The organism is Epibacterium sp. ABV4_022 (genome assembly GCF_056159345.1).
The window spans coordinates 3,952,362-3,976,995 of record NZ_JBSWVA010000001.1 but is presented as its reverse complement, the minus strand read 5'-3'; the positions used below and the strand labels follow the sequence as shown (position 1 = coordinate 3,976,995).

Genomic DNA, 24,634 nt, shown 5'->3' with positions numbered 1-24,634 from the left:
GCGTTGCGGTCCCGACGCCGCTACGCAGCGCGCATGACCGTATCCAGTGCCTATTGCCCGCCGAGCGACCCGCTCGAGATCCTGCACCATGATTCTCAGATCCTGGTGGTCAACAAGCCTGCGGGGTTGCTGTCGGTGCCAGGCAAGGGCGCGCATCTGTCGGACTGTCTGATCAGTCGTATCCAGGCGGTGTTTCCCGAGGCCTTGCTGGTGCATCGGCTCGACCGGGATACCTCCGGCGTGATGGTTTTTGCGATGACCGCGCATGCGCAGCGGCATCTGGGGCTGCAATTCGAAAAGCGCATGACGAAGAAAGCCTATGTGGCCCGTCTAACCGGCAAGCTGGAGCCGCGTTCGGGGACCGTTGATCTGCCGTTGATCGTGGATTGGCCCAACCGTCCGCTGCAAAAGGTCTGCACGGAAACCGGCAAGCCTGCCCATACCGACTGGAAGGTCATAAGCTACGGTGCGGATGAAACCCGGGTGCGGCTGCACCCCAAGACAGGCCGGTCCCATCAGTTGCGGGTTCATATGCTTGCGCTGGGTCATCCGATCCTCGGCGATCCGCTCTACGCATCAGGGGCAGCGCTGGAGCATACGCGCATGATGCTGCATTCCGAGGAGCTGCGGCTGAAGCATCCCGAGGGCGGGGTGTCGCAGAAGTTTCGGGCGAAGGCCCCGTTTTAGGCTCTCGCAGGTTTGCGCATCTGCCCGTCCCCGGCGCGGAAATGCCGGGGCGTCGCGCCAGAAACAGCGCGGAATTCGCGTTGAAAATGCGCCTGATCGGCATACCCGCAGCAAAAGCCGATCTCGGCAAGGCTGATCCGTGACGCGCGCAAAAGGCTGGCGGCGGATTTGGTGCGGGCCTGTCGCAGGGCGGTCGAGAACGTACTGCCCTCCGCCAACAGGTAGCGTTGCAGGCTGCGGCTGGATACGCCAAGCTCTGCCGCCGCATCCTGCAACCGCCAGGCGCGGGCGGGGTCGGCCGCGATCAGGCGCAGCAGGTGGTCTGACAGCCGCGGAGATCCGCCGGTATCAAGCCCGACCGGCTCCGGCGCCTGCTGCCATGTGAGGCCCGCCCCGCTGGAGGACACCCCGTCAAAGCCGGCGCGCAGCAGCAGCCCAAGCAGGATTGCACATCGTGTTTCAAGGTCCGCCGGGGATGACGCGGGATGCAGCGCCAGAGACAGACCGCTGCCACCGACAGGTGTTGCCTCCAGGCGCAGCGGACTGGCGCAGTAACGCTCCAGTCGGCTGAGCTTGTCAGCGATCAGATGCGCGTCGGGATAGGCGACGATCCGCGTCACCACCGGCTTTGACGATCCTGCCAAAGTGGCTGGAATGCGATCTGTCGGGCAGTCTCCGGTCAGGCCCAAAGCGTTCAAAAAGTCCATTGCGCACCTCCGGGGCGAGGTCAGCCTAACACGGGGTCTGAAAACAGATCTGAAAAATACGCCCGGGCAGAGCGTGAATACCGCGCGAATTCTCGCAAGTTTCGGTAAATGTTTTAAGACGTTGCTCCCGGATCTTGTCAGGAACGGGATCAAACAAAAGGACCGCCCGGTTCAGGGGCGGTCCATCTGTGTGTATTAAGGCGGGGTGCCCGGATCAGCTTTCGGGGGTCCAGCCGCCCACGGCTTTCACCTCGAGAAAGTCCTCAAGCCCCCAGACGCCACCTTCGCGGCCATTGCCGGATTGCTTCATGCCGCCAAAGGGGGCACCGGCGCTGCGGGATTTGCCGTTCATCTCCACCATGCCGGAGCGCAGAACCCGCGCCATGCGGTTGGCGCGCGCGCCGTCCTGTGTCTGCACGTAGTTGGTCAGGCCATAGGGCGTGTCATTGGCGATCTCGACCGCTTCTTCCTCGGTTTCGAACGGGATGATGGTCATCACCGGGCCAAAAATCTCTTCACGCGCGATGGTCATCTGATTGTTCACATCGGCAAAGACCGTCGGCTTCACATAGTAGCCCTTGTTCAGACCGTCCGGGCGACCGGTGCCACCGGCAACCAGACGGGCACCCTCGTCGATGCCCTTCTGGATCAGATCCTGGATCTTGGTCCATTGCAGCTCATTGACCACGGGGCCGATATGGCGACCTTCCTGGGATGCGGGGCCGACTTCGACCTTACTGGCCACTGCGGCAGCTTCTTCGACCACGCGGTCGTAGATGCCCTTTTGCACCAGCATGCGGGAGGGCGCGTTACAGCTCTGGCCGGTGTTCTGCATCATGTGCAGCACGCCACGCTTCACCGCCTTTTCATCGGCGTCCTCAAACACGAGGTTCGCCCCTTTGCCGCCCAGTTCCAGATGCACCTTCTTCAGCGTGTCAGCTGCCGCCTTGGAGATCGCGGTGCCGGCGCGGGTCGAGCCGGTGAAGGACACCATATCCACATCCGGGTGCGAGGACAGCTGGGTGCCGACACCCGCGCCATCGCCGTTCACGAGGTTGAACACACCGGGCGGGAAACCGGCCTCATCCACGATCTCGGCAAAGATCATCGCGTTGAGCGGGCTTTGCTCAGACGGTTTCAGCACCATGGTACAGCCCGCGATCGCGGCGGCCCCGAATTTGAGCGTGATCTGGTTCATCGGCCAGTTCCACGGGGTGATCAGCGCCGCGACGCCGACCGCCTCGTAGATGATGCGATCGTTGGGGGCGTGATCGCCAAGCGGGCGTTCAAACTGGAAATTCTTGGCCGCCTCGATAAAGCCGTTCAGGTGCCATGTGCCTGCACCCACCTGGCTGGAGCGCGACAGATCGATCGGGGCACCCATCTCGGTGGACATGGCCTGCGCCAGATCCTCGGCGCGGGTGTTGTAGACCTCGATCAGTTTCTCCACCAGCGCGATACGCTCGGATGGCGGGGTGGCCATCCAACCAGGCAGGGCGGCCTTGGCGGCGGCAACGGCGGCATCGGTATCCGATTGGCTGCCCAGAGAAATCACCGTGCAGGGTTCCTCCGTCGACGGATCGATGACGGCATAGTCGTTGGCGGTCGCAGGAGAGACCCACTGACCATTGATATAGAATTCGCGTTTCTCAAGCATGGTTTGCTCCCTTGTCGAGACGATGGCTCGGGCCGGTTTCCGGCGCGTTGCCGGCAGTGTGGCAGCGACCGTGTCCCACCACAAGTCGGATTTTTGATCAAATTCTGACGCGCGCGATTCCGCGCCTTGCTCACGGCCCTTTCGATCAAAGCTTCTCCGGGGCGGGCAGGTAGGGTGGTCTGCGACAATTTCCGCCGCGGATGGGCAATGTGCTTTAACACGGGCGGAAACGGAGTAGGTTTGACCCAGCGATTCACGTGACTTGCACAAGAAGGAGCACTCAAATGGGTTTGCGCATTAACGACGTGGTGCCGAATTTCACGGCCGAGACCGATCAGGGCACCATTACCTTTCATGACTGGATCGGCGACAGCTGGGCGATTCTCTTCTCCCACCCCAAGGACTTCACCCCGGTCTGCACCACGGAATTCTCTGCCGTGGCGCAACTGGGCAAGGAATGGGAAGCCCGCAACACCAAGGTGATCGGCGTCTCTGTCGACAGCGCCGAGGATCACCGCAAATGGAAGGGCGACATCGAATCCTACGGCAAGGCGGAAGCGGGGTTCCCGATCATCGCTGACGAGGGGCTGGCGGTGTCCAAGGCGTTCGACATGCTGCCCGCCGAGGCCTACCTGCCCGACGGTCGCACGCCGGCCGACAGCGCCACCGTGCGTTCTGTGTTCATCATTGGTCCGGACAAGCAACTGAAGCTGTCGATGACCTACCCGATGACTGTGGGGCGGAACTTTGCCGAGATCCTGCGCGCGCTCGACGGGTTGCAGATGTCCGGCAAAGGCGTTGCGACCCCCGCAAACTGGGTGCCGGGCGAGGACGTCATCATTCCGCCAAGCGTGTCCAATGAGGACGCCAAGGCGAAGTTCGGTGAGTTCGAGACCATCTTCCCCTACCTGCGCAAGACCAAGGCGCCAGAGTAAGGCGGGCGCACCGACCATCAGCGGTTCGGTATCGCAAGAAAAATATGGGCCACGGTGGGTATGCCGTGGCCCGTTCTATGTTCGCTTAGTCTGCGACGGGGGCAAACGCTTTGGCGCGGGTGCGGCGCAGATCCAGCGCCTCGTCCCAGATCACCTGACCAAAGGGCCCATCCAGGTCGCGGGCAAATGCCAAAGTCAGATTCGACGCTGTTTCGTCGAGCCAGATCGGTGACTTCTTCAGGAAGGCAAAGCCAAAGTCACGATGCACCAGTCGCGGCTGCGTGTAGCTGATCCCCTGGCGTGCGATGCTGGTCAGGATGAGGCCGATCAGGTCTTCGCGGGTTGGGGTTCCCGCCAGCGTCGTTACCAGAATGTCCTGCATCTGCGGCATTTCCGGGATCACGGTCTGTTCAGCGATATGTCTCAGCTCATCATCGGGCAGTGCCGAGAGGTGCTGATCGAGACCCTCGATGTCCAGGGTGCTGGCATGGGTGAATTGATTGCGGATCACCCATTGCGACATGCCGATTTCGCCGCGACGCACCGTCACGGTCTTGTTGTTGGTGAGCGGGAAGCTGCGCCAGAACCGCTGAAAGGAAGGGTCCGAGAACAGCTTGCCGCTGATCATCAGGGCGAAGGAGCAGTAGTGGAAGTTTCGGTGGTCACTGGAGTAACTCCAGCGCAGGGTGCGAAACTCTTCGGGATTCACCCGGGCGTGCCCATAGTTGGTTGCGGCGCCGACGTAGTCCAGATCGAGCTGTTCCGCCTCATGCAGCCAGTTGGTAGATCCCGGAAGAGGGAACCAGGCAGAATCATTCAAGAGAACCAGTCGTTCGACGTCTGCATACCGTTGGGCGATTTCCAGCACGCCATCGCGATACCCTCCGAAGTCATACCCGTAGTTCGGCCGCTCTATCAGCAGGCATGCGTGTTCATGGATCGTGCTGCGGTCCACGTCGTTCAGCGGTAGATTCGACACAACGACCGGCGCGTAGCCATTGGCTGCAAGGTAACGCAAGGCTTCCAGATGCGATGCCAGTACCCCGGTCTGGGGAAAGATCAGATAGATCGCGACCTTCCCCGTAGTTGATGCCGTGCCCTCAGTCACCTGTTTGCGGGGGGCCAGAACGCGATCATAGTAGGTTTTTGAAAACAAAAGGCTCGTCAGCCGCGGCGGCAAACGTTTGAGCTGTAAAAAAGGACGGGTCAGCTCGCGTTTGATCTTCCAGAGGGGCAGCGCCATTCAAACACCTTGTGACTTTGAAACAATGTCTGCGGACTTAGCCTGTTGGGGCTGGCTGTGCAACGCGGCCCGCTTAGTCCGTCAGGAAAGGCTGATTGGCGCTGGGCGCATTCCGCGCGGCCCAGACTCCACGCAGATAGGCCCAGTGCTTGGCGCGCTTGCGTGCCGAGAGCAGTGTCAATGGTGACAGGAGCTGCATCATCGCGTCCCTCAGGGCCACAGCAAAGGCGCTGGACATACCGTGCTTGCGGCACGCATAGACGCGGGATTGTCCCATGTACCAGGCCTTCAACGCCGCTGTCCGCGGCGAGCGCGCAGTGGATTCGCCAAACAGATGCACAACCTCTGCCGCTGTCACCAGGCGCAGCGGGCCGCAGGTCTGGCGCAGCCGCAAGCTGAGGTCGTCATCCTCGTGATAGAGAAAGATCTCGGGGTCAAACCCGCCAACCGCCTCAAAGGCGGCGCGCCGCACAAAAATCGCTGACCCTTGCAGGACGGGTAGGTCCCCGTCGCGCTCCGCCGCCTCGCGCGGCAGCCAGAGCGGTTTTGGCAACAGCTTGCTGCGCCGTTTGAAGGCAATCTTGCCATTGCCCTCGCGCAGGCGCGGATTGAAGGCGCAGGCCTCGGGATGCGCATCGGCCGCTGCCAAAAGCGCCTCTACCGCGCCCGGAGACAGCGTCGCATCCGGGTTGACGAAGAACAGGAACTCGCCGGTTCCATGTGCCGCGCCGAGATTGCAGCCCGGTCCAAAACCGATGTTGTGCTCTGAGACCACCAGTTCTGCGCCATGCGTCGCCGCGAGGTGCCGGACCTCGTCGGTATCCTGCGAGCCATTGTCGACGATCACACAGTCCACATCTTCGGGAACCGAGGCCAGCAACGTCGGCAGAACGGCAGCAGAGTTATAGGCAACGGTAACAAGGGTAACGCGGCTCATGTGATCCTTTCCGGTGGCCTGCGGCAACGTCAGTGACGCGCGACCAAAAAATGCCCGGGACACTCCTGTCCCGGGCATCTTATGTCAGATCCGCGTGTGGCGGGAAAAGGCTTATTCCGCCTCTTCTTTCTTCTCGGCTGCGATTGGCTCGCCGGTTTCCTGATCCACGACCTTCATGGACAGGCGCACCTTGCCGCGGTCGTCAAAGCCCAGGAGCTTGACTTTCACTTCCTGACCTTCCTTCAGCACGTCGCTGGGGTGGTTCAGGCGGCGGTTTTCGATCTGGGACACATGCACCAGGCCATCGCGCTTGCCAAAGAAGTTCACGAAGGCACCGAAGTCGACGATCTTCACAACCTTGCCGGTGTAGATCGCGCCTTCTTCCGGCTCTGCCACGATCGCGTGGATCATGTCATAGGCCTTCTGGATCGCTTCGCCGTTTGCGGAGGCAATCTTGATCACGCCATCGTCGTTGATGTCGACCTTGGCACCGGAGACTTCGACGATCTCGCGGATGACCTTGCCGCCGGAGCCGATGACTTCACGGATCTTGTCGGTCGGAACCTGCATGGTCTCGATGCGCGGCGCGTGCTGCGAGAACTCGGACGCTTCGGTCAGCGATTTTGCCATCTCACCAAGGATGTGCAGACGACCCGCTTTGGCCTGAGCCAGCGCGTTTTTCATGATTTCAGGTGTGATGCCTGCAACCTTGATGTCCATCTGCAGGGAGGTGATGCCTGCTTCGGTACCCGCAACCTTGAAGTCCATGTCGCCGAGGTGATCCTCGTCGCCAAGAATATCGGTCAGGATGCCGTAGGAACCGTCGTCTTCCAGCACGAGGCCCATGGCCACACCGGCAACCGGTGCTTTCAGCGGCACACCTGCGTCCATCATCGACAGCGATCCACCACAGACAGAGGCCATGGAGGAGGAGCCGTTCGATTCGGTGATCTCGGAGACCACGCGGATGGTGTAGGGGAAGTCGGTCGGTGCTGGCAGAACCGCCTGCAGCGCGCGCCATGCCAGTTTACCGTGACCGATTTCACGACGACCGGGCGAGCCCACGCGGCCCACTTCACCAACCGAGTAGGGCGGGAAGTTGTAGTGCAGCAGGAAGTTCGATTTGAAATTGCCGTGCAGCGCGTCGATGAACTGCTCATCGTCGCCGGTGCCCAGCGTGGTCACCACGAGACCCTGCGTTTCACCACGGGTGAACAGAGCAGAACCGTGTGTACGCGGCAGAAGGCCGGTCTGGCACTCAATCGCGCGGACCTGATCCAGTGCACGACCGTCGATGCGGCGACCGTTTTTCACAACGTCGCCCCGCAGAACAACGGATTCGAGCTTCTTCAGCGCGGAGCCGAGGTTGCCGTCTTCCTGCTGCTCTTCGGTCAGGGATGCGATGATCTCTTCCTTGGCGGCGCCAACGGCAGCAACGCGTTCCTGCTTGTCAGAGATCGCATAGGCTGCGCGCATCTTCTCTTCGCCTGCTGCTTTGACGGCAGCATAGAGGTCGGAGTAATCCGGCGGGGTGAAGTCGAACGGCTCTTTTGCGGTTTCTTCCGCGAGCGAGACGATCAGGTCGATGACCGGCTGAATCTGCTCATGTGCGAAGGTCACAGCGCCGAGCATTTCTTCTTCGGTCAGCTCGTAAGCTTCGGATTCGACCATCATCACGGCGTCTTTGGTGCCTGCAACAACAAGGTCCAGACGCTGCTCGGGGTTGAGGCGCAGGTCCTGCATGTCGTCGACGGTCGGGTTCAGGATGTACTCGCCATCCTCATAACCGACGCGCGCACCCGCGATCGGACCCATGAACGGCACGCCAGAGATCGTCAGCGCCGCGGAGGCCGCGATCATCGCGACGATGTCTGGGTCATTGACCAGATCGTGGGACAGCACGGTGCACATCACCAGAACTTCGTTTTTGAAGCCGGGAACGAACAGCGGGCGGATCGGACGGTCGATCAGACGTGCAGTCAGCGTCTCTTTTTCAGTCGGACGCGCTTCACGTTTGAAAAAGCCGCCCGGAATCTTACCGGCGGCGTAGTATTTTTCCTGGTAGTGCACGGTCAGCGGAAAGAAATCCTGACCGGGCTTTTGTTCGCGGGCGTAGGTCACGTTGGCCATGACCGAGGTTTCGCCGAGGGTCGCGATCACGGTGCCATCTGCCTGGCGCGCAACCTTACCGGTTTCCAGTGTGAGCGTTTCTTCGCCCCACTGCATTGTTTTCGTCGTTACGTTGAACATCTATCGTATCCTAAGTCGGAGCGCTCCCAGGCGTATCCCGGGTCTCCTAATTGCGTGGCGGCCCCATTGCCGCCGACCCTTATGCTATCTTTCTTTCGCGTGCCGGGGTCTGGGCACATCGTCTCAGATAGTTCCGCCCATACATGAGTTCGTCGCAGAAAGAAAGTGTTCGCTTGCGCTGCACCGCGCGGGATTAAACGCGAGCGCTGCGGTTCAGGGTCTTACGTTCGGCGGCATCCAGCCGGGCCAAGGCGGCCTCTGGCGACAGGCCGTCACGGCGCGCGGCTTGCCAGATGCGCTGGCAGGACTGCGCCGACCAGGGCAATGCGGCCTCCTGCAGCCAGGCGCGCAAAGGTGCGGGCAGGCGATCATAAGCTGCCATTGGGTCCTCACGCCTGCGCCGGGTGGGCAGTGCGACTGCCCCCCGGTTGCCGTTCTTATCCCGACGTCGCATGGTTACGCCGCCTGATCGGCCCGCCGCCACAGCGGGAAGGGATCGTCCAGATCCGCGTAGTCCGGCAGATTCTCGGCCGTTGCTTCGGGGATCAGGCAAGCATCCAATGTGGATTTGATCGCGGGCCAATCGATGCCTGCACCGATGAACACCAGTTCCTGACGGCGATCACCAAAGGGCTCCTGCCAATGCGCCTGCATATAGTCCCGCGCCTGCTGGTGGGTCGGCCAGCGTTCTGCCGGAACGGAGGCCCACCAAGTTCCCAAGGGCGCCACGCTTGATAGCGCCCCCGCGAGCGAAAATTCCGCCACCCACTCGGGGCGGGTGGCAACCCAGAAATGGCCCTTGGCGCGGATCACGCCGGGCAGATTGCCGTTCAGCACCGCATGCAACTTGCCGGGATCAAACGGCGCACGTGCGCGATAGACAAAGGACGCGATGCCGTATTCTTCGGTTTCCGGCACATGATCGGCAAAACCATAAAGCTCCTTGGCCCACATCGGGTGCTCGTGTGCCTTTTCGAAATCAAACAGCTTGGTGTCGAGGATCTTGTCGGCAGGCACTTCGCTGAAATCGGTCTCGATGATCTCGGCATCGGCGTTGAGGCTGCGGATGATCTTGCGCGCGGCGTCTACTTGTTCGAGGCTGGCAAGGCTCACCTTGTTCAGCACCACCACATCCGCAAACTCCATCTGATCGGTCAGCAGATGCACGAGGGAGCGCTCGTCCTCTTCGCCCAGTGTTTCGCCCCGGTCTGCCAGCAAGTCGTGGCTGGCAAAATCGTTCAGCAGGTTCACCGCGTCGACCACCGTGACCATTGTGTCCAGACGCGCCACATCCGAGAGGCTCTCTCCCTCGGCATCGCGGAAATCAAAGGTTGCGGCGACGGGCAGGGGCTCGGAAATCCCGGTGGATTCAATCAGCAAGTAGTCAAAGCGGTTCTCAGCCGCCAGGCGGCGCACCTCCGCCAGAAGGTCATCGCGCAGGGTGCAGCAGATGCAGCCGTTTGACATCTCCACCAGCGTTTCCTCGGTCTGGCTGAGGTCAGCGCCGCCCTCGCGCACCAGATCGGCATCAATGTTGACCTCGCTCATATCGTTCACGATCACCGCCACTCGGCGGCCTTCGCGGTTGTTCAGGATACGGTTCAGAAGCGTCGTTTTGCCCGCTCCGAGAAAACCGGAGAGGACGGTGACGGGAAGGCGGGGATCGGACATCTGCGACTCCTGTATGAAATGTTATAATGTAACAATCACGAAGTGCCAAAAGAGGCAAGCCCCCTGAAATGAAAAACCGCGCCCCCAATTCAAGGGACGCGGTGTGTTCATCCACGGTCAGATGCAGATCAGAACCGCAGGCGCGCGGTCAGCGCAATGGCGCGGCCCGGTTCATTCAAGGCCACGACCCGGCTGCTGCCGATCCCGTCGGAGCTCCGGCTGGCATAGGTCTCGTCAAACAGGTTGCGCAAGTCCAGACGCAGCTCGAGGGCGTCGTAGCGCGCGGGCACATAGGTGGCGTAGAGATTGACAACCTCGTAGCTCGGCAGGGTGGTGCCGGCCTCATCGTTTTCCAGCGCGATTTCGGCCGATCCACCGATGCGCCATTGCGAGGACAGGTCCATCCCCGCTTCGAGCGCGATGAGGTGCCCCATCGGACGACCGAGATAGTATGCGGTCGATCCAACAGCTGCGTCATCCACCTCCACATCGGCATAGGTCCAATTCACACGCGCAAACCCGCGATCCCAGGTGTATTGCAGCGAGGTGTCGATCCCGCGGCTGCGCAGATCGGACAGGGCCCCACGCGCGCCGCCGTCCGGCAGCACTGCTGCGATGTCATCCACATTGGTCTGGAACAGCGCCGCGCTGGCCTTCCAGGCGCCGTTGTCAAAGCGCAGACCGATCCGGCCAGCGTTTGCGCGCGAGGACGTGAACCCGGCGTAGTTCCACGCACCTCCGAAGTTCACAAGCGCAGCCTCGCCCAACTCGAAACCACCCCAGGAGGAGGCCAGACCTGCGTTCAGCGACCAGGTGTCGGACAGCACGACATCAACGGTGCCGTTGACGCTCAGGCCGGTCTCGGAGAACTCGGACCCATCGGCGCCGGTAAACTTCTGCGTGTCGATGCGGGCGCCATAGCTGACCGAGACCCGCGCGCCAATGTCCTGCCGGGCCTGCGCAAACAGCCCGATATTGCGGAGCTTTTCTTCGCCGCTGCTGCCCAGAGCCGGCCCGGGGCCCCGGCCTTCGCCCTCTGCAGTTTCCCGGAAGAAGTCGATCCCCGCGGTCACATTGCCCCCAGCGATGTCGAAGCTGTTCTTCAGCGTCCCGCTCAAGCTCTTGTTGACGCCATAGACGCCGCTGGCATCAATTTCCTGCGCGTTGTGGCTGAGCTGGAATTCGGGGTTCCAGATGCCGGTTGCCTGCGTGTTCCGGTAGGAGAAGGTGTAGGAGGTGCGTCGCGACAGCGCCTCGATCAGCGTGCTGTTGGTGCCGTTGACGCCCCAGAAATCCGGACGGGTGAAGAACAGGCCACCCGGTCCCGGCTGCGCAGCCCGCAACCCCGTATCCTCGGTGCGCGAGGCGGCAAATTCGAACCGGTGCCCCTCAAGGCTTTCATAGGCGAACTTGCCCACATAGTCGGTCAGGTCGGCGCGGGTGCCGGTCACGGTGTTGCCGTCGCCATCCTTGTAGTCATCGCTGGTGCGGCGGGTGTGGCTCAGCACGTATTCAAACCCGCCTTCGATTCCGTAGATGGTCAGCGACCCTTCGCGGCTGTTGGCATTGCTGTCGGTCGACAGGCGCAGGCGGCCGCCAAAATTGTCACCCGCGTCCAGCAGATCGCTCGCGTCCTTGGTCTCGTAGGCGATCGAACCGGCCAAGGCGCCCGCACCGGCATCCGCGGGGGCCAGACCTTTGCTGATCTCGACCTGTTTCAGCAGCTCTGGATCCAGCAGCACATTGCCGGTGTGGTGAAAGGCGGATTTGTTCTGCCGCGCGCCGTCGATGGTGACGGAGAGCAGGCTTTCCTCGATCCCGTTCACATAGACCTTCTGCGCGATAGCTGCGCCGCCCCCGGTGGTGACCGCGCTCTCTCCGACAAAGACATCCTTTGTGGAGGAGGGATTGCGCGCCGCGATTTCCTCTTCGGTGATTTCGTCGTTGCCCAGCAGCGCCTGTGCGTCCGGCGCTTCGACGCGAATGTCGTCGAGCATGAAGGCGTCGGTCAGGTCCTGCGCCCCTGCCGTCGATGCAAGCGGTATGGCGGTGCCAAGCAGAAGGGTGGCGATGTTCCTCGAAGTGATGCGATGCATCATGATGTGTCCCTCACGGTTTGTGGTCGCGGGGGAGGACGTCGGGGGACATCTTGCCTGGCTGTTTATTGCACCCTCCCCTTACCCAGAGACGCAGGCGATGGCAACGCGTGCGCCAGGGGAACATCGCCGCAAGCGCCAAAGAAAACGCCCGCTCCTGAGCAGAGCGGGCGTTCCTGATTGACAATGCTGAGGGCGTCTTAGCGACGGATGCCCAGCTTCTTGATCAGGTCAAGATAGCGCGCTTCTTCTTTCCCTTTCAGGTAGTCCAGCAGTTTGCGGCGCTGGGCGACCATCTTCAGAAGACCACGGCGGCCGTGGTTGTCCTTCTTGTGGGTCTTGAAGTGCTCGGTCAGGGTGTTGATGCGCGAGGTCAGGATTGCAACCTGGACTTCCGGGGAACCGGTGTCGCCGTCTTTGGTTGCGAATTCTTTCATCAAGCGTGTTTTTTCTTCGGCAGTAATCGACATCGGGGTCTCCTTCATAAGATGTGTGTGGATGGCTCTGGCCGGGATGTCGTCCAGCACAGGCCCATGGAGTGCTCCACCCGGGATCACAATGTGATTCCGCAGCGGATGCGGGTGCCTACGGGATTTCACCGCGATTTGCAAAGGAAAAGGACGTGGCGTGACTGGCAACCCGCGCTGCGGGGCAATCATGTCAGGGAGCGGCCCGACATCTGAGATCCCGGGCGGGCGAAAGATGTTGCCACCAAACGTTTCCGGTCTTGTCGTGACGTCATCGCCTGGCCGGTGGCTGGCGGGACAGGGCGATGAACCGGTGCACGCCGCCACCGGTTGCATGCCGGACCAGACCCCATGGTGAGGCGCTGTGCACCGGCACTGCGGCTCCGCACCACGTCCCGCGCATCACACGGCCATGAGCCAAGCCACGGCGGGGCCAGCCCAGCACCTGTCTTTGGAGCGTGCCTGACACTGCGGTGCCGTGCAAACCGGCCCTGTGTTCCGAAGGAAATCCGTCACGGTATCGGAGCCGGCGCGGCGCAGGCCTGAAAGGCCTGCGCCGCGCCGGTCGCTTCGGGCAAAGCCCGAAGCGAAACACCTGTGAAACGGACTGCTGAAAATGGACTGCCCGGGCTGTGCCGAAAAGCGGGCCCGCCATGGCCATGCCGGCGCCGTCACTCGGGCAGCGGGAGATAGGCGACGTCCTCATCGCTGGCCTCGACCAATAGTATGTCTTCGGCGCTCAGATCTTCGGCGCCGGTGAGCCGCATGGCCTCCTCGCCGTCAAGACGTATGATCCGCTGATCCGGGTTGTCCGGGTCGTCGGCGACGTCCACGCTGGGCTCCCCCAGGGTGCCATCATAGATCAGCAGCAACTGGTCTTCCGCGCTGTCGAAATCGATCAGGTCGACCTGTCCGCCGGCAATCCAGTCGCCCAACAGGATCTGATCCGCGCCGTCTCCCGCCGTAACCACGTCGAAGGCACCTGCGATCAGCGTATCCTCCCCGTCGCCGCCGTTCAGGAAATCGGCGGTGTCGCCATCATCGGCCCCATTGAGGGTGTCGTTGCCTTGACCACCGAAGAGCACGTCCTGTCCGGCCCCACCAGCCAGGCCATCATCCCCGTCGTTGCCATGCAGGGCATCTGCGCCAGCCTGTCCTGCCAGCGTGTCCTGACCAACCCCGCCGTGCAGCGAATCCGCGCCGGTCCCGCCGGTCATCCGGTCGTCGCCAAATCCCCCATAAAGCGTGTCGTTACCCTCGCCGCCGTCGATCGTATCCGCGCCATCCTCGCCATGTAGCGTATCATCGCCGCTGCCGCCGAGCAGGCTGTCGCTGCCCTCGCCGCCAAAGATCTCATCCCGGCCATCGCCACCATCGAGGGAATCGTTGCCGCCATATCCGTGGATCTGGTCGTCCCCGTCGAGCCCCAAGACCGCCTCGTCAGCCGCGGTGCCGGTCAGGTGGTCAAGATCGGACGTCCCGGTCATCACGGCGTCCGCGCCATCATCCTCTGGAGTGTCGGTGTCTGGCTCATCATCGCCGCTTGCGCCGGACAGAAACACATCAGGGGACACGATCGTGTTTCCACCCCCTTCGCTGCCTGCGTCGGGGGCATTGCTGTCATCTTCGTCATCCTCATCGGATTCGAAGTCGATCATGACCGCGCTGCCAACTGCAACGATCCCGAGAATACTGGCTAACCACAACACTGTACTGGTCCACTTCGTTCCAGATACGACACCAGTTTCGAGTGTGGCACACCCTGTTGTTCATCTCAAAACAAAACAGGAACATGGGTTAATAAACTCCTTATCGCGTGGACTGATCCGGCCAAAGCAACGGCGTCTGCGCGTAAGGAATATAGAGCGGGTGTTTGGGATGGCCCGCTTTGCTCAGGCCCAGGTGGTGCAGAGGGCGGCCCGTGGCACGCAGGCGTGTGGCAACGTCGGGACCTTGGTTGCGATGCGCGCCATGGGTGCCCCACGCACAGATCACCATGTCCGCCCAATCCACCCCAGCAAGCAGCACCGACATATTCTCCGGGCCTTCGGGATCGGGGGCCGCACGCATATCGCGCGGATCGGTGGCGCGATAGGCAAAGATATTGGTGGCCTGAAACCCGCCAAACCCCAAGGCGCGTGCGCGCCTTTCGCAGCGCTCAATGGTGGGGTCGTTCTGCACCTCGGTGGCTTTGGATGGGTTGAGCATCACAAACATCACCTTTTGCCCCTCGGGGTCCCAGACGCGTGTCAGGCTGTAGCGATAGGTTTCGCAGTCCGAATAAAGGGCGGTGGAGGGCGCGTCGCCCTTGATGTGATGGCGGGTGATCATGGTGTAGGTTTTGGCGTATCGCTGCGCGCTGCGCAATTCCCCATGGAAATGGCCTGATCTCGCGGTCGCATTGCGGCATTTGTAGGTCAACGCATATGACCCATTGTTTCGCGTGCGAAACATTGGGTCAGCGTGTTTCCCCTATCATTTACATGATGTTAACGGATGTGCCGCGGAGGTGATGCGCTTGCGTGATGGCGTGTCACTCCTGATTGAACACCCGCGATGGATGCAATTCACCTGCCTTGTAGATCCCGACGGCAACCGCTTTGCCCTCAAGCGACGCCCAGGCCTCATCGCCGTACTCGACGTCCGATGCGATCACCATGCCGGGGTTGCCGTTTCTGAGCCGGGTTGCGCCCTGTGGCGTGCATTTCAGTTCCGGCAGGTCCGCAAGCCCTTCTTCGAGCGGCCGCAGGAACTGGTCGATCTCGGGCGACTTTGCCAGATCGTCAATCTGTTCCAGCGTGACGCCGTCCTCGGCATCAAACGGGCCGGACCAGATCCGCCGCAGTTCCTGAACATGGCCGAGGCAACCGAGTTTCTCGCCCAGATCTCGGGCAATGGACCGCACATAGCCGCCCTTGCCGCAGGTCATCTCCAGCACCACGTGGTCCGCGTCGGGGCGATCGAGCATCACCAGCTCTTCCACCCAGAGCGGGCGGGAGGACAGCTCGACCTCCTCGCCATCGCGGGCGAGCTTATAGGCGCGCTGGCCGTCGACTTTCACGGCTGAAAACTTTGGCGGCACCTGCTGGATTTCGCCAATAAACCCAAGCAACGCCTCTTTGATGTCTTCATCCGAGGGGCGCTCGGCAGAGGTTGCGATCACCTCGCCCTCGGCGTCATCGGTGTTGGTCGCAGCCCCCAACGTCACCGTGAACGTATAGGCTTTCATGGCGTCGGTGATGAAGGGAACGGTCTTGGTTGCCTCGCCCAGGGCGACGGCCAGAACGCCGGTGGCGTCGGGGTCGAGCGTGCCGGCGTGACCGGCCTTCTTGGCGTCAAACGCCCAGCGGACCTTGTTGACCACGGCGGTCGACGTGAGGCCTGCGGGTTTGTCCACCACCAGCCAGCCGGAAATGTCGCGTCCCTTGCGTTTGCGTCCCATGAATGTCCCCAGAAATGTCGGATAAGGCGCGCGAGGTAGCGCAGCGCGGGCAGGCTGTCAATTCTGCAGCGTGCCTGCGTCGTCCCCGGCGACATCCTCCACCACGCCAACCACAGGCCCCATCATGAACCCCGCATCAGAGCGGTTGAGGTCGGGGGCGTGCAGACGTGAGATATTGCCATCAAAATAGAGCGCCTGCGGCAGGTTGAGATGATCGCGAAACAGGCTGGCAAAGTCGTGGAAGTTCACCGTGTTGCGCGAGATCGCAAAAACCACGCGGCGGCCATCGGCGCTGGTGCCGACCCCGTTGCGGATATAGCGGGAATCGCTGTCTTTCAGAAATCTCGGATGCAGCTCTCCGTCGATTACCAGCATCGGCCCGGATTGGGTGGCGCTGGTGCAGCTGGGCGTGCTGGCCTCGAACGCAAGCGTTTCGATCACATCGGCGCGGCCTTCGCGCAGGCAGAACACGCCGTTGGGCACGAGCCCGAAATTGCCGGGGCCGGGATTGGTGACCAACCGCATCTCTTCTTGGCCGTCCTCAAGGTAGAGCCCGACCGGGGAGCGATCCGTGTGATACATCCCCGCATTGGTGGCAAAGGCGAGGGTCTTGTTCTGGGCCGCAAGACGGTCTTCGATGGTGGAGAAATGCCCCATCACTGCGCCTGTGTCATCGCGCAGGAACAGGCGTATTTCTTCGCGGCTGGCATCCACTTCGCACAGGGAATAGCGGTTGCCCTGATAGCTCTCGTCGCGGCACTCGACCGCCGCGCCCTGTCCCGCCCAGAGGGCCAGTCCCAGAAGCAGGCTCAGCGACCGGCGCACGCGCATCGCTTCAGTCCTCGATGTCGCGGCGCACCGCATCCTGATTGAACAGGCGCCGGGTGTCGTCCATCCGATCAAAGGTCTCGTCGATTTGAAACCGCAGGTCCGGGGTGAATTTCAGCCCGGTCTTCTTGCCGATCATGCGCCGCAGTTCGCTCTTGTTGCGGGCGAGCAGTTGCAACACGTCCTCCTGCCCCTTGCCGCCCAGGGGAAGCACATAGGCGGTGGCGATCTTCAGATCCGGCGAGGTGCGCACCTCGCCAACGGTGATGGATAGACGGTTCAGGTCCGGGTCGTGAATGTCGCCGCGCGCCAGCACCTCGGAGAGTGTGCGGCGGATCACTTCGCCGACGCGAAGCTGACGCTGAGAGGGGCCGGGGCCGTCGTGGAATTTGTTCTTAGCCATGAGACTCGATCTATGCCGAAAGCCGCCCTTTGCCAAGCGGTCCTCGTCAGGGTAGGAGGAATCCAGCGGATAGTCCAATCAGAGAGTAAAGCCATGACGGATAAACCAGGGATCGTGATCACCGGCGCTTCGGGGCGCATGGGGCAGATGTTGATCAAGACGGTGCTGGAGAGCGACAAGGCCGAGCTTGCCGGCGTGGTGGAACGTCCAGGTCACGATTGGGTCGGTCAGGACATTGGCATCGCCATGGGCGGCGCGGCGCTTGGCGTGGCGGTCACCGACGATGCACTGGCGGCGTTCTCTGCGGCGCAGGCGGTGATCGATTTCACCGCACCAGAGGCCACGATTGCTTTTTCCAAGCTGGCCGCACAGGCGGGTTGTGTCCATGTGATCGGCACCACCGGCATGAGTGATGAGCAGATCGCAGCATTGGACCCTGCCGCCTGCGACACCGTGCTGGTGCGGGCGGGCAATATGTCGCTTGGGGTGAACCTTCTGGTGCAATTGACCAAAAAGGTTGCGGCGGCCCTTGATGAGGAATTCGATATTGAGGTCATTGAGGCGCATCACCATCACAAGGTCGATGCGCCCTCCGGCACGGCCTTGATGCTGGGTGAAGCAGCGGCCGAGGGCCGAGGTGTCAAACTAGCCGATGTCGCGGACCGGGGCCGGGACGGCATCACTGGCGCGCGCAAGAAAGGCGACATCGGCTTCACCGCCATTCGCGGCGGCGACATTGTGGGCGAACATGATGTGCTGTTTGCAGCGGCTGGCGAACGGATCGTCCTGCGCCATATGGCGACTGATCGTGCGATATTTGCACGCGGCGCGCTCAAGGCCGCGCTTTGGGGGCAGGGCAAAGCTGCCGGTGCCTATGATATGATCGACGTGCTTGGCTTGTGAGGATCATGGGCCGCCCTGACGGGCGGCTGCCTCCGGCGGAGGTATTTGAAAAAAGATGAAGCGCTCATCGTTCTTCTAACCCGAAATATCCCGGGGTGAGCGCCCAAAGGCGCGAGGGGCAGCGCCCCTGAGTCGCCAAATTCAAAAATCGATCGCAATGCCTTTTTTCTCCCAATCACCATAGCGCGCGGGGTCAGGGCCATCGCGGCCTCCCAGTTCAGTTGGCTGAGGGTGTTGCGCCTCACGGGCTTTGCGACGCTCCTCGGCCTCGGCAAGGGCGCGTTGGGCCGCTGCGGGCAGATCCTTTGCCCGTTGGGATTCGGGGGCGTCACTCATGGGGGCTTCTCCGCAGGGTGGGTTTCTTTATCCTGACACCATGATATACGCCCGCGTCCGCTATGGACAAGCCGATCCCCGATCAGGAGCCCTCACCCATGACCGACCGCCCCACACCTGCCTCCGACGCACGCCGTGCGGCTGTGACGCTTCTTGACAAGGTTCTGGGCGAGGGGCTGTTGCTGGCAGAGTGCCAAGCGCAGGTGCTGGAGCGGCTGGAGCCTGCGGATCGGGCCCGCGCGCAGCGATTGGCGCTGGACGTGCTGCGATCCCTCGAGCGCGCGGATCGGGTGCTGGCGAAACATCTGCGCAAGCCCCCCGCGCTGCATGTCAGAAACGCATTGCGTCTGGGAACGGTGGAGCTGTGTTCTGGTGGGGCGGCGCATGGAGTGGTGAACGATATCGTCAATCTGGTGGCGCGTCATCGCCGTCACGCCCAGCTCAAGGGGCTGGTCAACGCGGTTCTGCGTAAAGTGGCGACGGATGGCCCGGCCGAGTGGGCCAAGCTGCGCGTGCCTCGATTGCCGAAATGGCTACGCAGCCCATTGGCGCAAGCCTGGGGCAGTGACGCTATGCTGGCCATCGAGGCTGCGCATCTGAAGGGTGCGCCGCTTGATCTGAGCGCCAAACCGGGCGCGGATCTCTCGGCGTTGGGGGGTAAACCAACTCCGACCGGCAGTCTGCGATTGGACGACGCGGGGCAGGTCTCGGCGTTGCCGGGATATGCGCAAGGCGATTGGTGGGTGCAGGACGCAGCCGCGGCGCTTCCTGCCCGTTTGATCCATGCGCAGGCAGGTGAACGAGTGCTCGATCTCTGTGCGGCGCCGGGGGGCAAGACGTTGCAGATGGTCGCGGCGGGGGCCGATGTGACGGCGGTTGATATTTCCGAGAGCCGTCTGGCGCGTCTGCAGGAGAACCTGACCCGCACGGGGCTTTCGGCGAATGTGATCGCGGGGGATGTGCTTGCGCAGACGGGGCAATATGATGCGGTTCTGCTGGATGCGCCCTGTTCCGCCACGGGCACCATCCGCCGCCACCCGGATCTGCCCCACGCCAAGGACGGGGCCGGTTTTGGCGCCTTGATCGAGTTGCAGGCGCAGATGCTGGCGCATGCCTGGACATTGGTGCGGCCCGGCGGGCGACTGGTCTATTGCACCTGTTCTTTGTTGCCGGACGAGGGCGAGTGCCAGATCGAAGATGCACTGGAGATGTTCCCCGAGGCCCGGATCGGCGACAGGGTTCAGGCACTCGACGGCATTGATCCGGCGTGGATCACCGAGGAAGGCGGCCTGCGCCTTCGGCCGGATTACTGGCCCGAGATCGGCGGCATGGACGGGTTCTACATGGCGGAACTCGTCAAGGTCGAGCACTGATCGCAACGCTCAGAAATGCCACCGCCCGCGCCCGAAGGGCGCCGGGCCCAACGGGAGCGGATCATCTCTGCATGATCCGGCGACGGGCGGGAGAGTTTGCCGTGATGTCTCGCTCAGGGCAGAGAGCGCATGACACCCGGCGGCAGGCGCGTTATCCTCTGGCCAAAACGCCAAAGGCGTGTGAGGCAAGAGTGCATGTCCAGATATGATCGAATGGCCAGTCGCGGCACGCGGCTGCTGAACCATTATACCGCCTGGAAGGCGCGCAAGCAGCCTGCGGCTACGGGATTTGTGTCCCAGCCGGAGCCGCGCACCATTGGCAGTTTTGCCCGCGGGCGGCAGCTCGTGGCCGGCAACCTGTTGTTTGCGGGCTACCTGGTCGAAAGCGCTACCACCGGGCTTTGGGATGTGGACTCGCCTGATTTTGCCTTTGAGGCAGAGCGGCAGGGCTGCACCTGGCTGGACGATCTGGCCGCCGTGGGGGACATCAAGGCGCGCAAGAAGGCGCAGCATTGGGTCTGGGGCTGGATCGATGAATTCGGCAATGGCACAGGGCCGGGCTGGTCGCCGGATCTGACCGGGCGGCGGGTGATTCGATGGATCAACCACGCGCTGTTCCTGCTGAGCGGGCAGGACAAGGCCGCTTCTGACGCCTTTTACCGCTCGTTGTCGCAGCAAACCTGGTTCCTCGCGCAGCGCTGGAAGGGGGCATCGCCCGGCTTGCCGCGGTTCGAGGCGCTGACCGGACTGATTTATGCAGGGCTTGCGCTCAAGGGCTGCGAGGAACTGGCGGATCCGGCGGTCAAGGCGCTTGCTCAGGATTGTGCGATCCAGATCAATGCCGACGGGGGGCTGCCGACCCGCAACCCCGAGGAGCTGCTGGATGTGTTCACCCTGCTCACCTGGGCGGCGGCGGCGCTGCATGAGGCGGGGAGATCGGTGCCGCGCGAGCATCATGCAGCCCTCGACAGGATCGCGCCGACCCTGCGCGCCCTGCGCCACAGTGATGGCGCCCTGGCGCGGTTTCATGGCGGCGGACGCGGACAGGAGGGCTGGCTTGATCATGCGCTGGCCGCCTCGCAAGTGCCTGCGCGCCCCTTTGAAGGCCTTGCTATGGGGTTCGCCCGACTGTCTGCCCGGCGCACCTCGATCATTGTCGATGCCACCGTGCCCCCGGTTGGCAAGGCGTCGTATAATGCGCATGCCTCCACATTGGCGTTTGAGCTGACTTCGGGGCGGCGTCCCTTGATCGTCAGCTGCGGCGCGGGGGAGAATTTCGGTCTGGAGTGGCGTCGGGCCGGGCGGGCGACGCCGTCGCATTCGGCGCTCTGTGTCGAGGGGCACTCCAGCGCGCGACTGGCCTCGCCGCAGAAGGGCACCGGCCATGAGTTCCTGATCGAGCCGCCCACCGAGGTGCCGATCGAGCGGGATGACCTGGATGACGGGTATCGTTTCCAGGGCGCCCATGATGGCTATGCCAGACATTTTGGCGTGACGGCGGCCCGCTCGCTGGAATTGTCGGTGGATGGGCGCATGCTCTCGGGCGAGGATATGCTGCTGGCGCTGGATGGCACGGCCAAGAAACGCTTTGACAAGGCGCTGGATGCGGGCGGCCTGAAGGGCATCGGCTTTGATTTGCGGTTCCATTTGCACCCGGATGTGGACGCAGCCCTTGACTTGGGCGGCGCGGCAGTATCCATGGCGCTCAAGAGTGGGGAAATCTGGGTATTCCGTCACGACGGTCAATGCGATCTGAAGCTGGAAACCAGCGTTTACCTGGAAAAGACCCGCTTGAAGCCGCGTCAATCGCTGCAAATTGTCCTGTCGGGCCGGGCCATTCAATACGCGACCCAGATCCGCTGGACCCTCAGCAAGGCGCAGGAAACGGCCGTGGCCGTGCGCGATCTGGCCCGCGACGAACCCATGGCTTACGAAGAGTGAACCTGAACAAGGATTCTGACACCGATGACCGACCTCCACCCCGTCCGCCGCGCCCTTCTGTCCGTCTCTGACAAAACCGGGCTGATCGAGCTGGGCAAATCCCTCGCTGAACGCGGGGTTGAACTGCTCTCGACCGGTGGCACTGCAAAAGCGCTGCGTGATGCGGGTCTCGCCGTGAAGGATGTGTCGGAGGTCACCGGCTTCCCGGAAATGATGGACGGTCGTGTGAAGACCCTGCACCCGATGGTGCATGGCGGCCTGCTGGCGCTGCGCGACAATGACGCCCATGTGGCGGCGATGACCGAGCATGGCATCGGCGAGATCGACCTGTTGGTGGTGAACCTCTACCCGTTCGAGGCGGCGCTGAAGCGGGGTGCGGCCTATGACGAAATGATCGAAAACATCGACATCGGCGGCCCGGCGATGATCCGCGCGGCGGCCAAGAACCACGCGTTTGTCAACACCGTGGTGGATGTCGAAGACTACGGCGTGCTGCTGGAAGAGCTGGACCAGAACGACGGCCAGACCTCCTTTGCCTTCCGCCAATGGCTGGCCCAGAACGCCTATGCGCGCACGGCGGCCTATGATGCCGCGGTGTCGCACTGGATGGCCGGTGCGATCGGTCTGGAGGCACCGCGCCGCCGGGCCTTTGCCGGTCAGATTGCACAGACCCTGCGCTATGGCGAGAACCCGCATCAGGAGGCGGCCTTCTACACCGATGGCACCGAGCGGGCAGGCGTTGCGACCGCGCAGCAGCTGCAGGGCAAAGAACTCTCCTACAACAACATCAACGACACCGATGCGGCCTTTGAACTGGTGAGTGAGTTCGCGCCTGCCGACGGCCCGGCGGTGGCGATCATCAAACACGCCAACCCCTGCGGTGTGGCGCGCGGCGCGACGCTGCTGGACGCCTATAACAAGGCGTTCGACTGCGACCGCACCTCTGCCTTTGGCGGCATTGTGGCGCTCAACATGCCGCTTGACGCGGAAACCGCCGAGGCGATCACCCAGATCTTCACCGAAGTGGTGATTGCGCCGGGGGCCTCTGATGAGGCCAAGGCGATCTTCGCGGCGAAGAAAAACCTGCGCCTGCTGATCACCGAGGGCCTGCCCAACCCGCAGGACGCGGGCCTGACCACCCGTCAGGTCTCTGGCGGCATGCTGGTGCAGGACAAGGACGTTGGGCACCGTGCCATGGATGACCTCAAGGTGGTGACCGAGAAAGCGCCGACCGAGGAACAAATGGCGGATCTGCTGTTTGCGTGGAAAGTCGCCAAACATGTGAAATCCAACGCGATTGTCTATGTGAAGGACGGCCAGACCGTCGGCGTCGGCGCCGGCCAGATGAGCCGTCTGGACTCGGCCACGATCGCCGGCGTCAAGGCGCAGCGGATGGCGGATGCGATGGAGCTGCCGGAGAGCCTCGCCAAAGGCTCTGCCGTGGCGTCCGATGCGTTCTTCCCCTTTGCGGATGGTCTGATGGAAGCGGCGGCCAATGGCGCGACCTGCGTCATCCAGCCCGGCGGGTCGATGCGCGATGACGAGGTCATCAAGGCCGCCAATGAGGCCGGTCTGGCGATGGTGTTCACCGGCATGCGCCACTTCCGTCACTGATCCCGGAGCCTGATCTGATATGCGGAGCTACGCGCTTATTCTCGCAGCCATTTTTGCGCTGATCGTGGACCAGGCGACCAAGATCGCGGTCGTGTTCGGCCTCGATCTGGTGACCCGGCTGCGGATCGACGTGGCTCCGCCGCTCCTGACCTTTCGCTACGGCGAAAACCGGGGCATCAATTTTGGCCTGTTCGATGGCCAGAGCGACGCCAGTCGCTGGATCCTGATCGCGATTTCACTGGTGATCTGCGCAGCGGTGATCCTGTGGGTGCGTCGCAGCCATGGCCAGAGCCGGATCATGCAGGTCTGTGCGGGGCTGGTTGTCGGCGGGGCCCTGGGCAATGTGCTGGATCGGGGTCTGTACGGCTATGTGCTTGATTTCCTGAACATGTCCTGTTGCGGTATTCAGAACCCCTTTGTTTTCAATGTAGCGGATGTGTTCATTTTTGCCGGGGCGGCGGGGTTGATCCTGTTCGAAGGCCGCGCGAAAAAGCCCGCGTGACCTCCTGCGCGATTTGCGCTAGAGGTGAGCGAAACGTCGAAGAGGACCGCGCCCCATGCGCTTTGTGACCGCACCGATCATCCTGGGTTCCGTACTGCTGCTGACCGCCTGTGGTGACAAGCCGCTGCATGATCTCGATGCGCGGCGCAACAGCCCTGACGAATTCCTGGTGTTGCCGAGCAAGCCGCTTGAAGCGCCGGAAAACTATGCTGCATTGCCGGAGCCCACGCCCGGGGGCAGCAACCGCACGGATCGCGACCCCAATGCCGAGGCCATCGTCGCATTGGGCGGGCGCCCGTCCGGCACCGGTATCCCTGCCGGAGACGGGGCGCTGGTGACGGCAGCCAGCCGCTATGGCGTGGAAGGCGACATTCGCGAAAGCCTGTCTGCCGAGGATGAGCAACGGCGCAAGCGGGCAAAGATCTTTGCCAACATCAAGCTGTTCCCGGTCGACCGCTATGCGGAAACCTATGAGCGTCAGGCGCTGGACCCGCAGGATGTCAGCTCGGCCTATCGCCGCGCCGGGGTCCCGACCCCCTCCGCGCCGCCAGAGGGCGAATAATCCTTCACAATTTCGGCAAACCGGCTTGTGGCTGACGGCAGGCGCCGTAACTTGAGCTTTGGCAGACATACGTGACTCTG

At 62.6% G+C, this 24,634-nt stretch carries 23 protein-coding genes; 8 read left to right on the top strand and 15 right to left on the bottom strand.

The genetic code is table 11. From position 1 onward, the window contains the following. The first annotated feature begins 33 nt into the window (after positions 1-33). Positions 34-687 (top strand): RluA family pseudouridine synthase, encoded by a 654-nt coding sequence (locus ACXAF5_RS18815; RefSeq protein WP_239324523.1) that lies wholly within the window; start codon positions 34-36, stop codon positions 685-687. Here ACXAF5_RS18815 and ACXAF5_RS18810 read toward each other — a convergent pair. Further along, entirely contained in the window at positions 684-1,394 is a 711-nt protein-coding gene (locus ACXAF5_RS18810) for a helix-turn-helix transcriptional regulator (RefSeq protein WP_474947737.1), read from the bottom strand. The genes ACXAF5_RS18815 and ACXAF5_RS18810 overlap by 4 nt on opposite strands. A gap of 214 nt (positions 1,395-1,608) precedes the next feature. Further along, positions 1,609-3,051, bottom strand: coding sequence for an aldehyde dehydrogenase family protein (locus ACXAF5_RS18805; RefSeq protein WP_474947736.1), 1,443 nt, complete (start codon positions 3,049-3,051; stop codon positions 1,609-1,611). A 284-nt stretch (positions 3,052-3,335) separates the two neighbouring features. Between ACXAF5_RS18805 and ACXAF5_RS18800 the strand changes: the two genes are divergently transcribed. Then, entirely contained in the window at positions 3,336-3,986 is a 651-nt protein-coding gene (locus ACXAF5_RS18800; RefSeq protein WP_239324517.1) for a peroxiredoxin, read from the top strand. A gap of 85 nt (positions 3,987-4,071) precedes the next feature. Here ACXAF5_RS18800 and ACXAF5_RS18795 read toward each other — a convergent pair whose 3' ends face one another. From ACXAF5_RS18795 to rbfA, 12 genes are all read right to left on the bottom strand, one after another. Continuing rightward, positions 4,072-5,229 (bottom strand): rhamnan synthesis F family protein, encoded by a 1,158-nt coding sequence (locus tag ACXAF5_RS18795; protein WP_474947735.1) that lies wholly within the window; start codon positions 5,227-5,229, stop codon positions 4,072-4,074. Between the two features lie 73 nt (positions 5,230-5,302). Further along, positions 5,303-6,166 (bottom strand): glycosyltransferase family 2 protein, encoded by an 864-nt coding sequence (locus ACXAF5_RS18790; protein ID WP_474947734.1) that lies wholly within the window; start codon positions 6,164-6,166, stop codon positions 5,303-5,305. A gap of 111 nt (positions 6,167-6,277) precedes the next feature. Beyond that, entirely contained in the window at positions 6,278-8,416 is a 2,139-nt protein-coding gene (gene pnp, locus ACXAF5_RS18785; RefSeq protein ID WP_474947733.1) for a polyribonucleotide nucleotidyltransferase, read from the bottom strand. A gap of 193 nt (positions 8,417-8,609) precedes the next feature. Further along, on the bottom strand, positions 8,610-8,870 hold the full coding sequence (locus ACXAF5_RS18780) for a DUF6525 family protein (RefSeq protein ID WP_227431736.1): 261 nt from the start codon (positions 8,868-8,870) through the stop codon (positions 8,610-8,612). Positions 8,871-8,872: 2 nt separating this feature from the next. Further along, positions 8,873-10,087 carry a zinc metallochaperone GTPase ZigA gene (gene zigA, locus ACXAF5_RS18775; protein ID WP_474947732.1) on the bottom strand — a complete coding sequence of 405 codons (1,215 nt, stop codon included), beginning with the start codon at positions 10,085-10,087 and terminating at the stop codon, positions 8,873-8,875. A 128-nt stretch (positions 10,088-10,215) separates the two neighbouring features. Next, positions 10,216-12,186: a TonB-dependent receptor domain-containing protein gene (locus ACXAF5_RS18770; RefSeq protein ID WP_474947731.1), complete on the bottom strand. Its 1,971-nt coding sequence runs from the start codon at positions 12,184-12,186 to the stop codon at positions 10,216-10,218. 197 nt (positions 12,187-12,383) lie between these two features. Beyond that, the gene (gene rpsO, locus ACXAF5_RS18765) at positions 12,384-12,653 is read right to left on the bottom strand and encodes a 30S ribosomal protein S15 (protein ID WP_239324499.1); all 270 of its coding nucleotides are present in this window, start codon (positions 12,651-12,653) and stop codon (positions 12,384-12,386) included. Positions 12,654-13,321: 668 nt separating this feature from the next. Further along, the gene (locus ACXAF5_RS18760; RefSeq protein ID WP_474947730.1) at positions 13,322-14,308 is read right to left on the bottom strand and encodes a calcium-binding protein; all 987 of its coding nucleotides are present in this window, start codon (positions 14,306-14,308) and stop codon (positions 13,322-13,324) included. 151 nt (positions 14,309-14,459) lie between these two features. Continuing rightward, on the bottom strand, positions 14,460-14,981 hold the full coding sequence (locus ACXAF5_RS18755; protein WP_474947729.1) for a DUF1643 domain-containing protein: 522 nt from the start codon (positions 14,979-14,981) through the stop codon (positions 14,460-14,462). A 202-nt stretch (positions 14,982-15,183) separates the two neighbouring features. Beyond that, positions 15,184-16,092, bottom strand: a complete 909-nt coding sequence (gene truB / locus ACXAF5_RS18750; RefSeq protein ID WP_239324491.1) for a tRNA pseudouridine(55) synthase TruB — start codon at positions 16,090-16,092, stop codon at positions 15,184-15,186. A 57-nt stretch (positions 16,093-16,149) separates the two neighbouring features. Further along, positions 16,150-16,923, bottom strand: a complete 774-nt coding sequence (locus ACXAF5_RS18745; RefSeq protein ID WP_474947728.1) for a phosphodiester glycosidase family protein — start codon at positions 16,921-16,923, stop codon at positions 16,150-16,152. A gap of 4 nt (positions 16,924-16,927) precedes the next feature. Next, the gene (gene rbfA, locus ACXAF5_RS18740) at positions 16,928-17,323 is read right to left on the bottom strand and encodes a 30S ribosome-binding factor RbfA (RefSeq protein ID WP_239324489.1); all 396 of its coding nucleotides are present in this window, start codon (positions 17,321-17,323) and stop codon (positions 16,928-16,930) included. Between the two features lie 93 nt (positions 17,324-17,416). Here rbfA and dapB point away from each other — a divergent pair, with 93 nt between their 5' ends. After that, positions 17,417-18,226 (top strand): 4-hydroxy-tetrahydrodipicolinate reductase, encoded by an 810-nt coding sequence (dapB, locus tag ACXAF5_RS18735; protein ID WP_474947727.1) that lies wholly within the window; start codon positions 17,417-17,419, stop codon positions 18,224-18,226. 141 nt (positions 18,227-18,367) lie between these two features. On the opposite strand, the gene ACXAF5_RS18730 is transcribed toward dapB, so the two are convergent. After that, positions 18,368-18,562: a DUF1674 domain-containing protein gene (locus tag ACXAF5_RS18730; protein WP_005636735.1), complete on the bottom strand. Its 195-nt coding sequence runs from the start codon at positions 18,560-18,562 to the stop codon at positions 18,368-18,370. Positions 18,563-18,660: 98 nt separating this feature from the next. Between ACXAF5_RS18730 and ACXAF5_RS18725 the strand changes: the two genes are divergently transcribed. From ACXAF5_RS18725 to ACXAF5_RS18705, 5 genes are all read left to right on the top strand, one after another. Continuing rightward, a complete protein-coding gene (locus ACXAF5_RS18725) occupies positions 18,661-19,935 on the top strand; it encodes an RsmB/NOP family class I SAM-dependent RNA methyltransferase (protein ID WP_474947726.1) in 1,275 nt (424 codons plus the stop codon). Between the two features lie 195 nt (positions 19,936-20,130). Next, positions 20,131-21,876, top strand: a complete 1,746-nt coding sequence (locus ACXAF5_RS18720; RefSeq protein ID WP_474947725.1) for a heparinase II/III family protein — start codon at positions 20,131-20,133, stop codon at positions 21,874-21,876. A 24-nt stretch (positions 21,877-21,900) separates the two neighbouring features. After that, positions 21,901-23,490: a bifunctional phosphoribosylaminoimidazolecarboxamide formyltransferase/IMP cyclohydrolase gene (purH, locus tag ACXAF5_RS18715; protein WP_474947724.1), complete on the top strand. Its 1,590-nt coding sequence runs from the start codon at positions 21,901-21,903 to the stop codon at positions 23,488-23,490. A gap of 19 nt (positions 23,491-23,509) precedes the next feature. Beyond that, entirely contained in the window at positions 23,510-23,992 is a 483-nt protein-coding gene (gene lspA / locus ACXAF5_RS18710) for a signal peptidase II (protein ID WP_474947723.1), read from the top strand. 55 nt (positions 23,993-24,047) lie between these two features. After that, complete coding sequence (locus tag ACXAF5_RS18705) at positions 24,048-24,554, top strand: DUF3035 domain-containing protein (RefSeq protein WP_474947722.1); 507 nt, start codon at positions 24,048-24,050, stop codon at positions 24,552-24,554. The last annotated feature ends 80 nt before the right edge of the window (positions 24,555-24,634 follow it).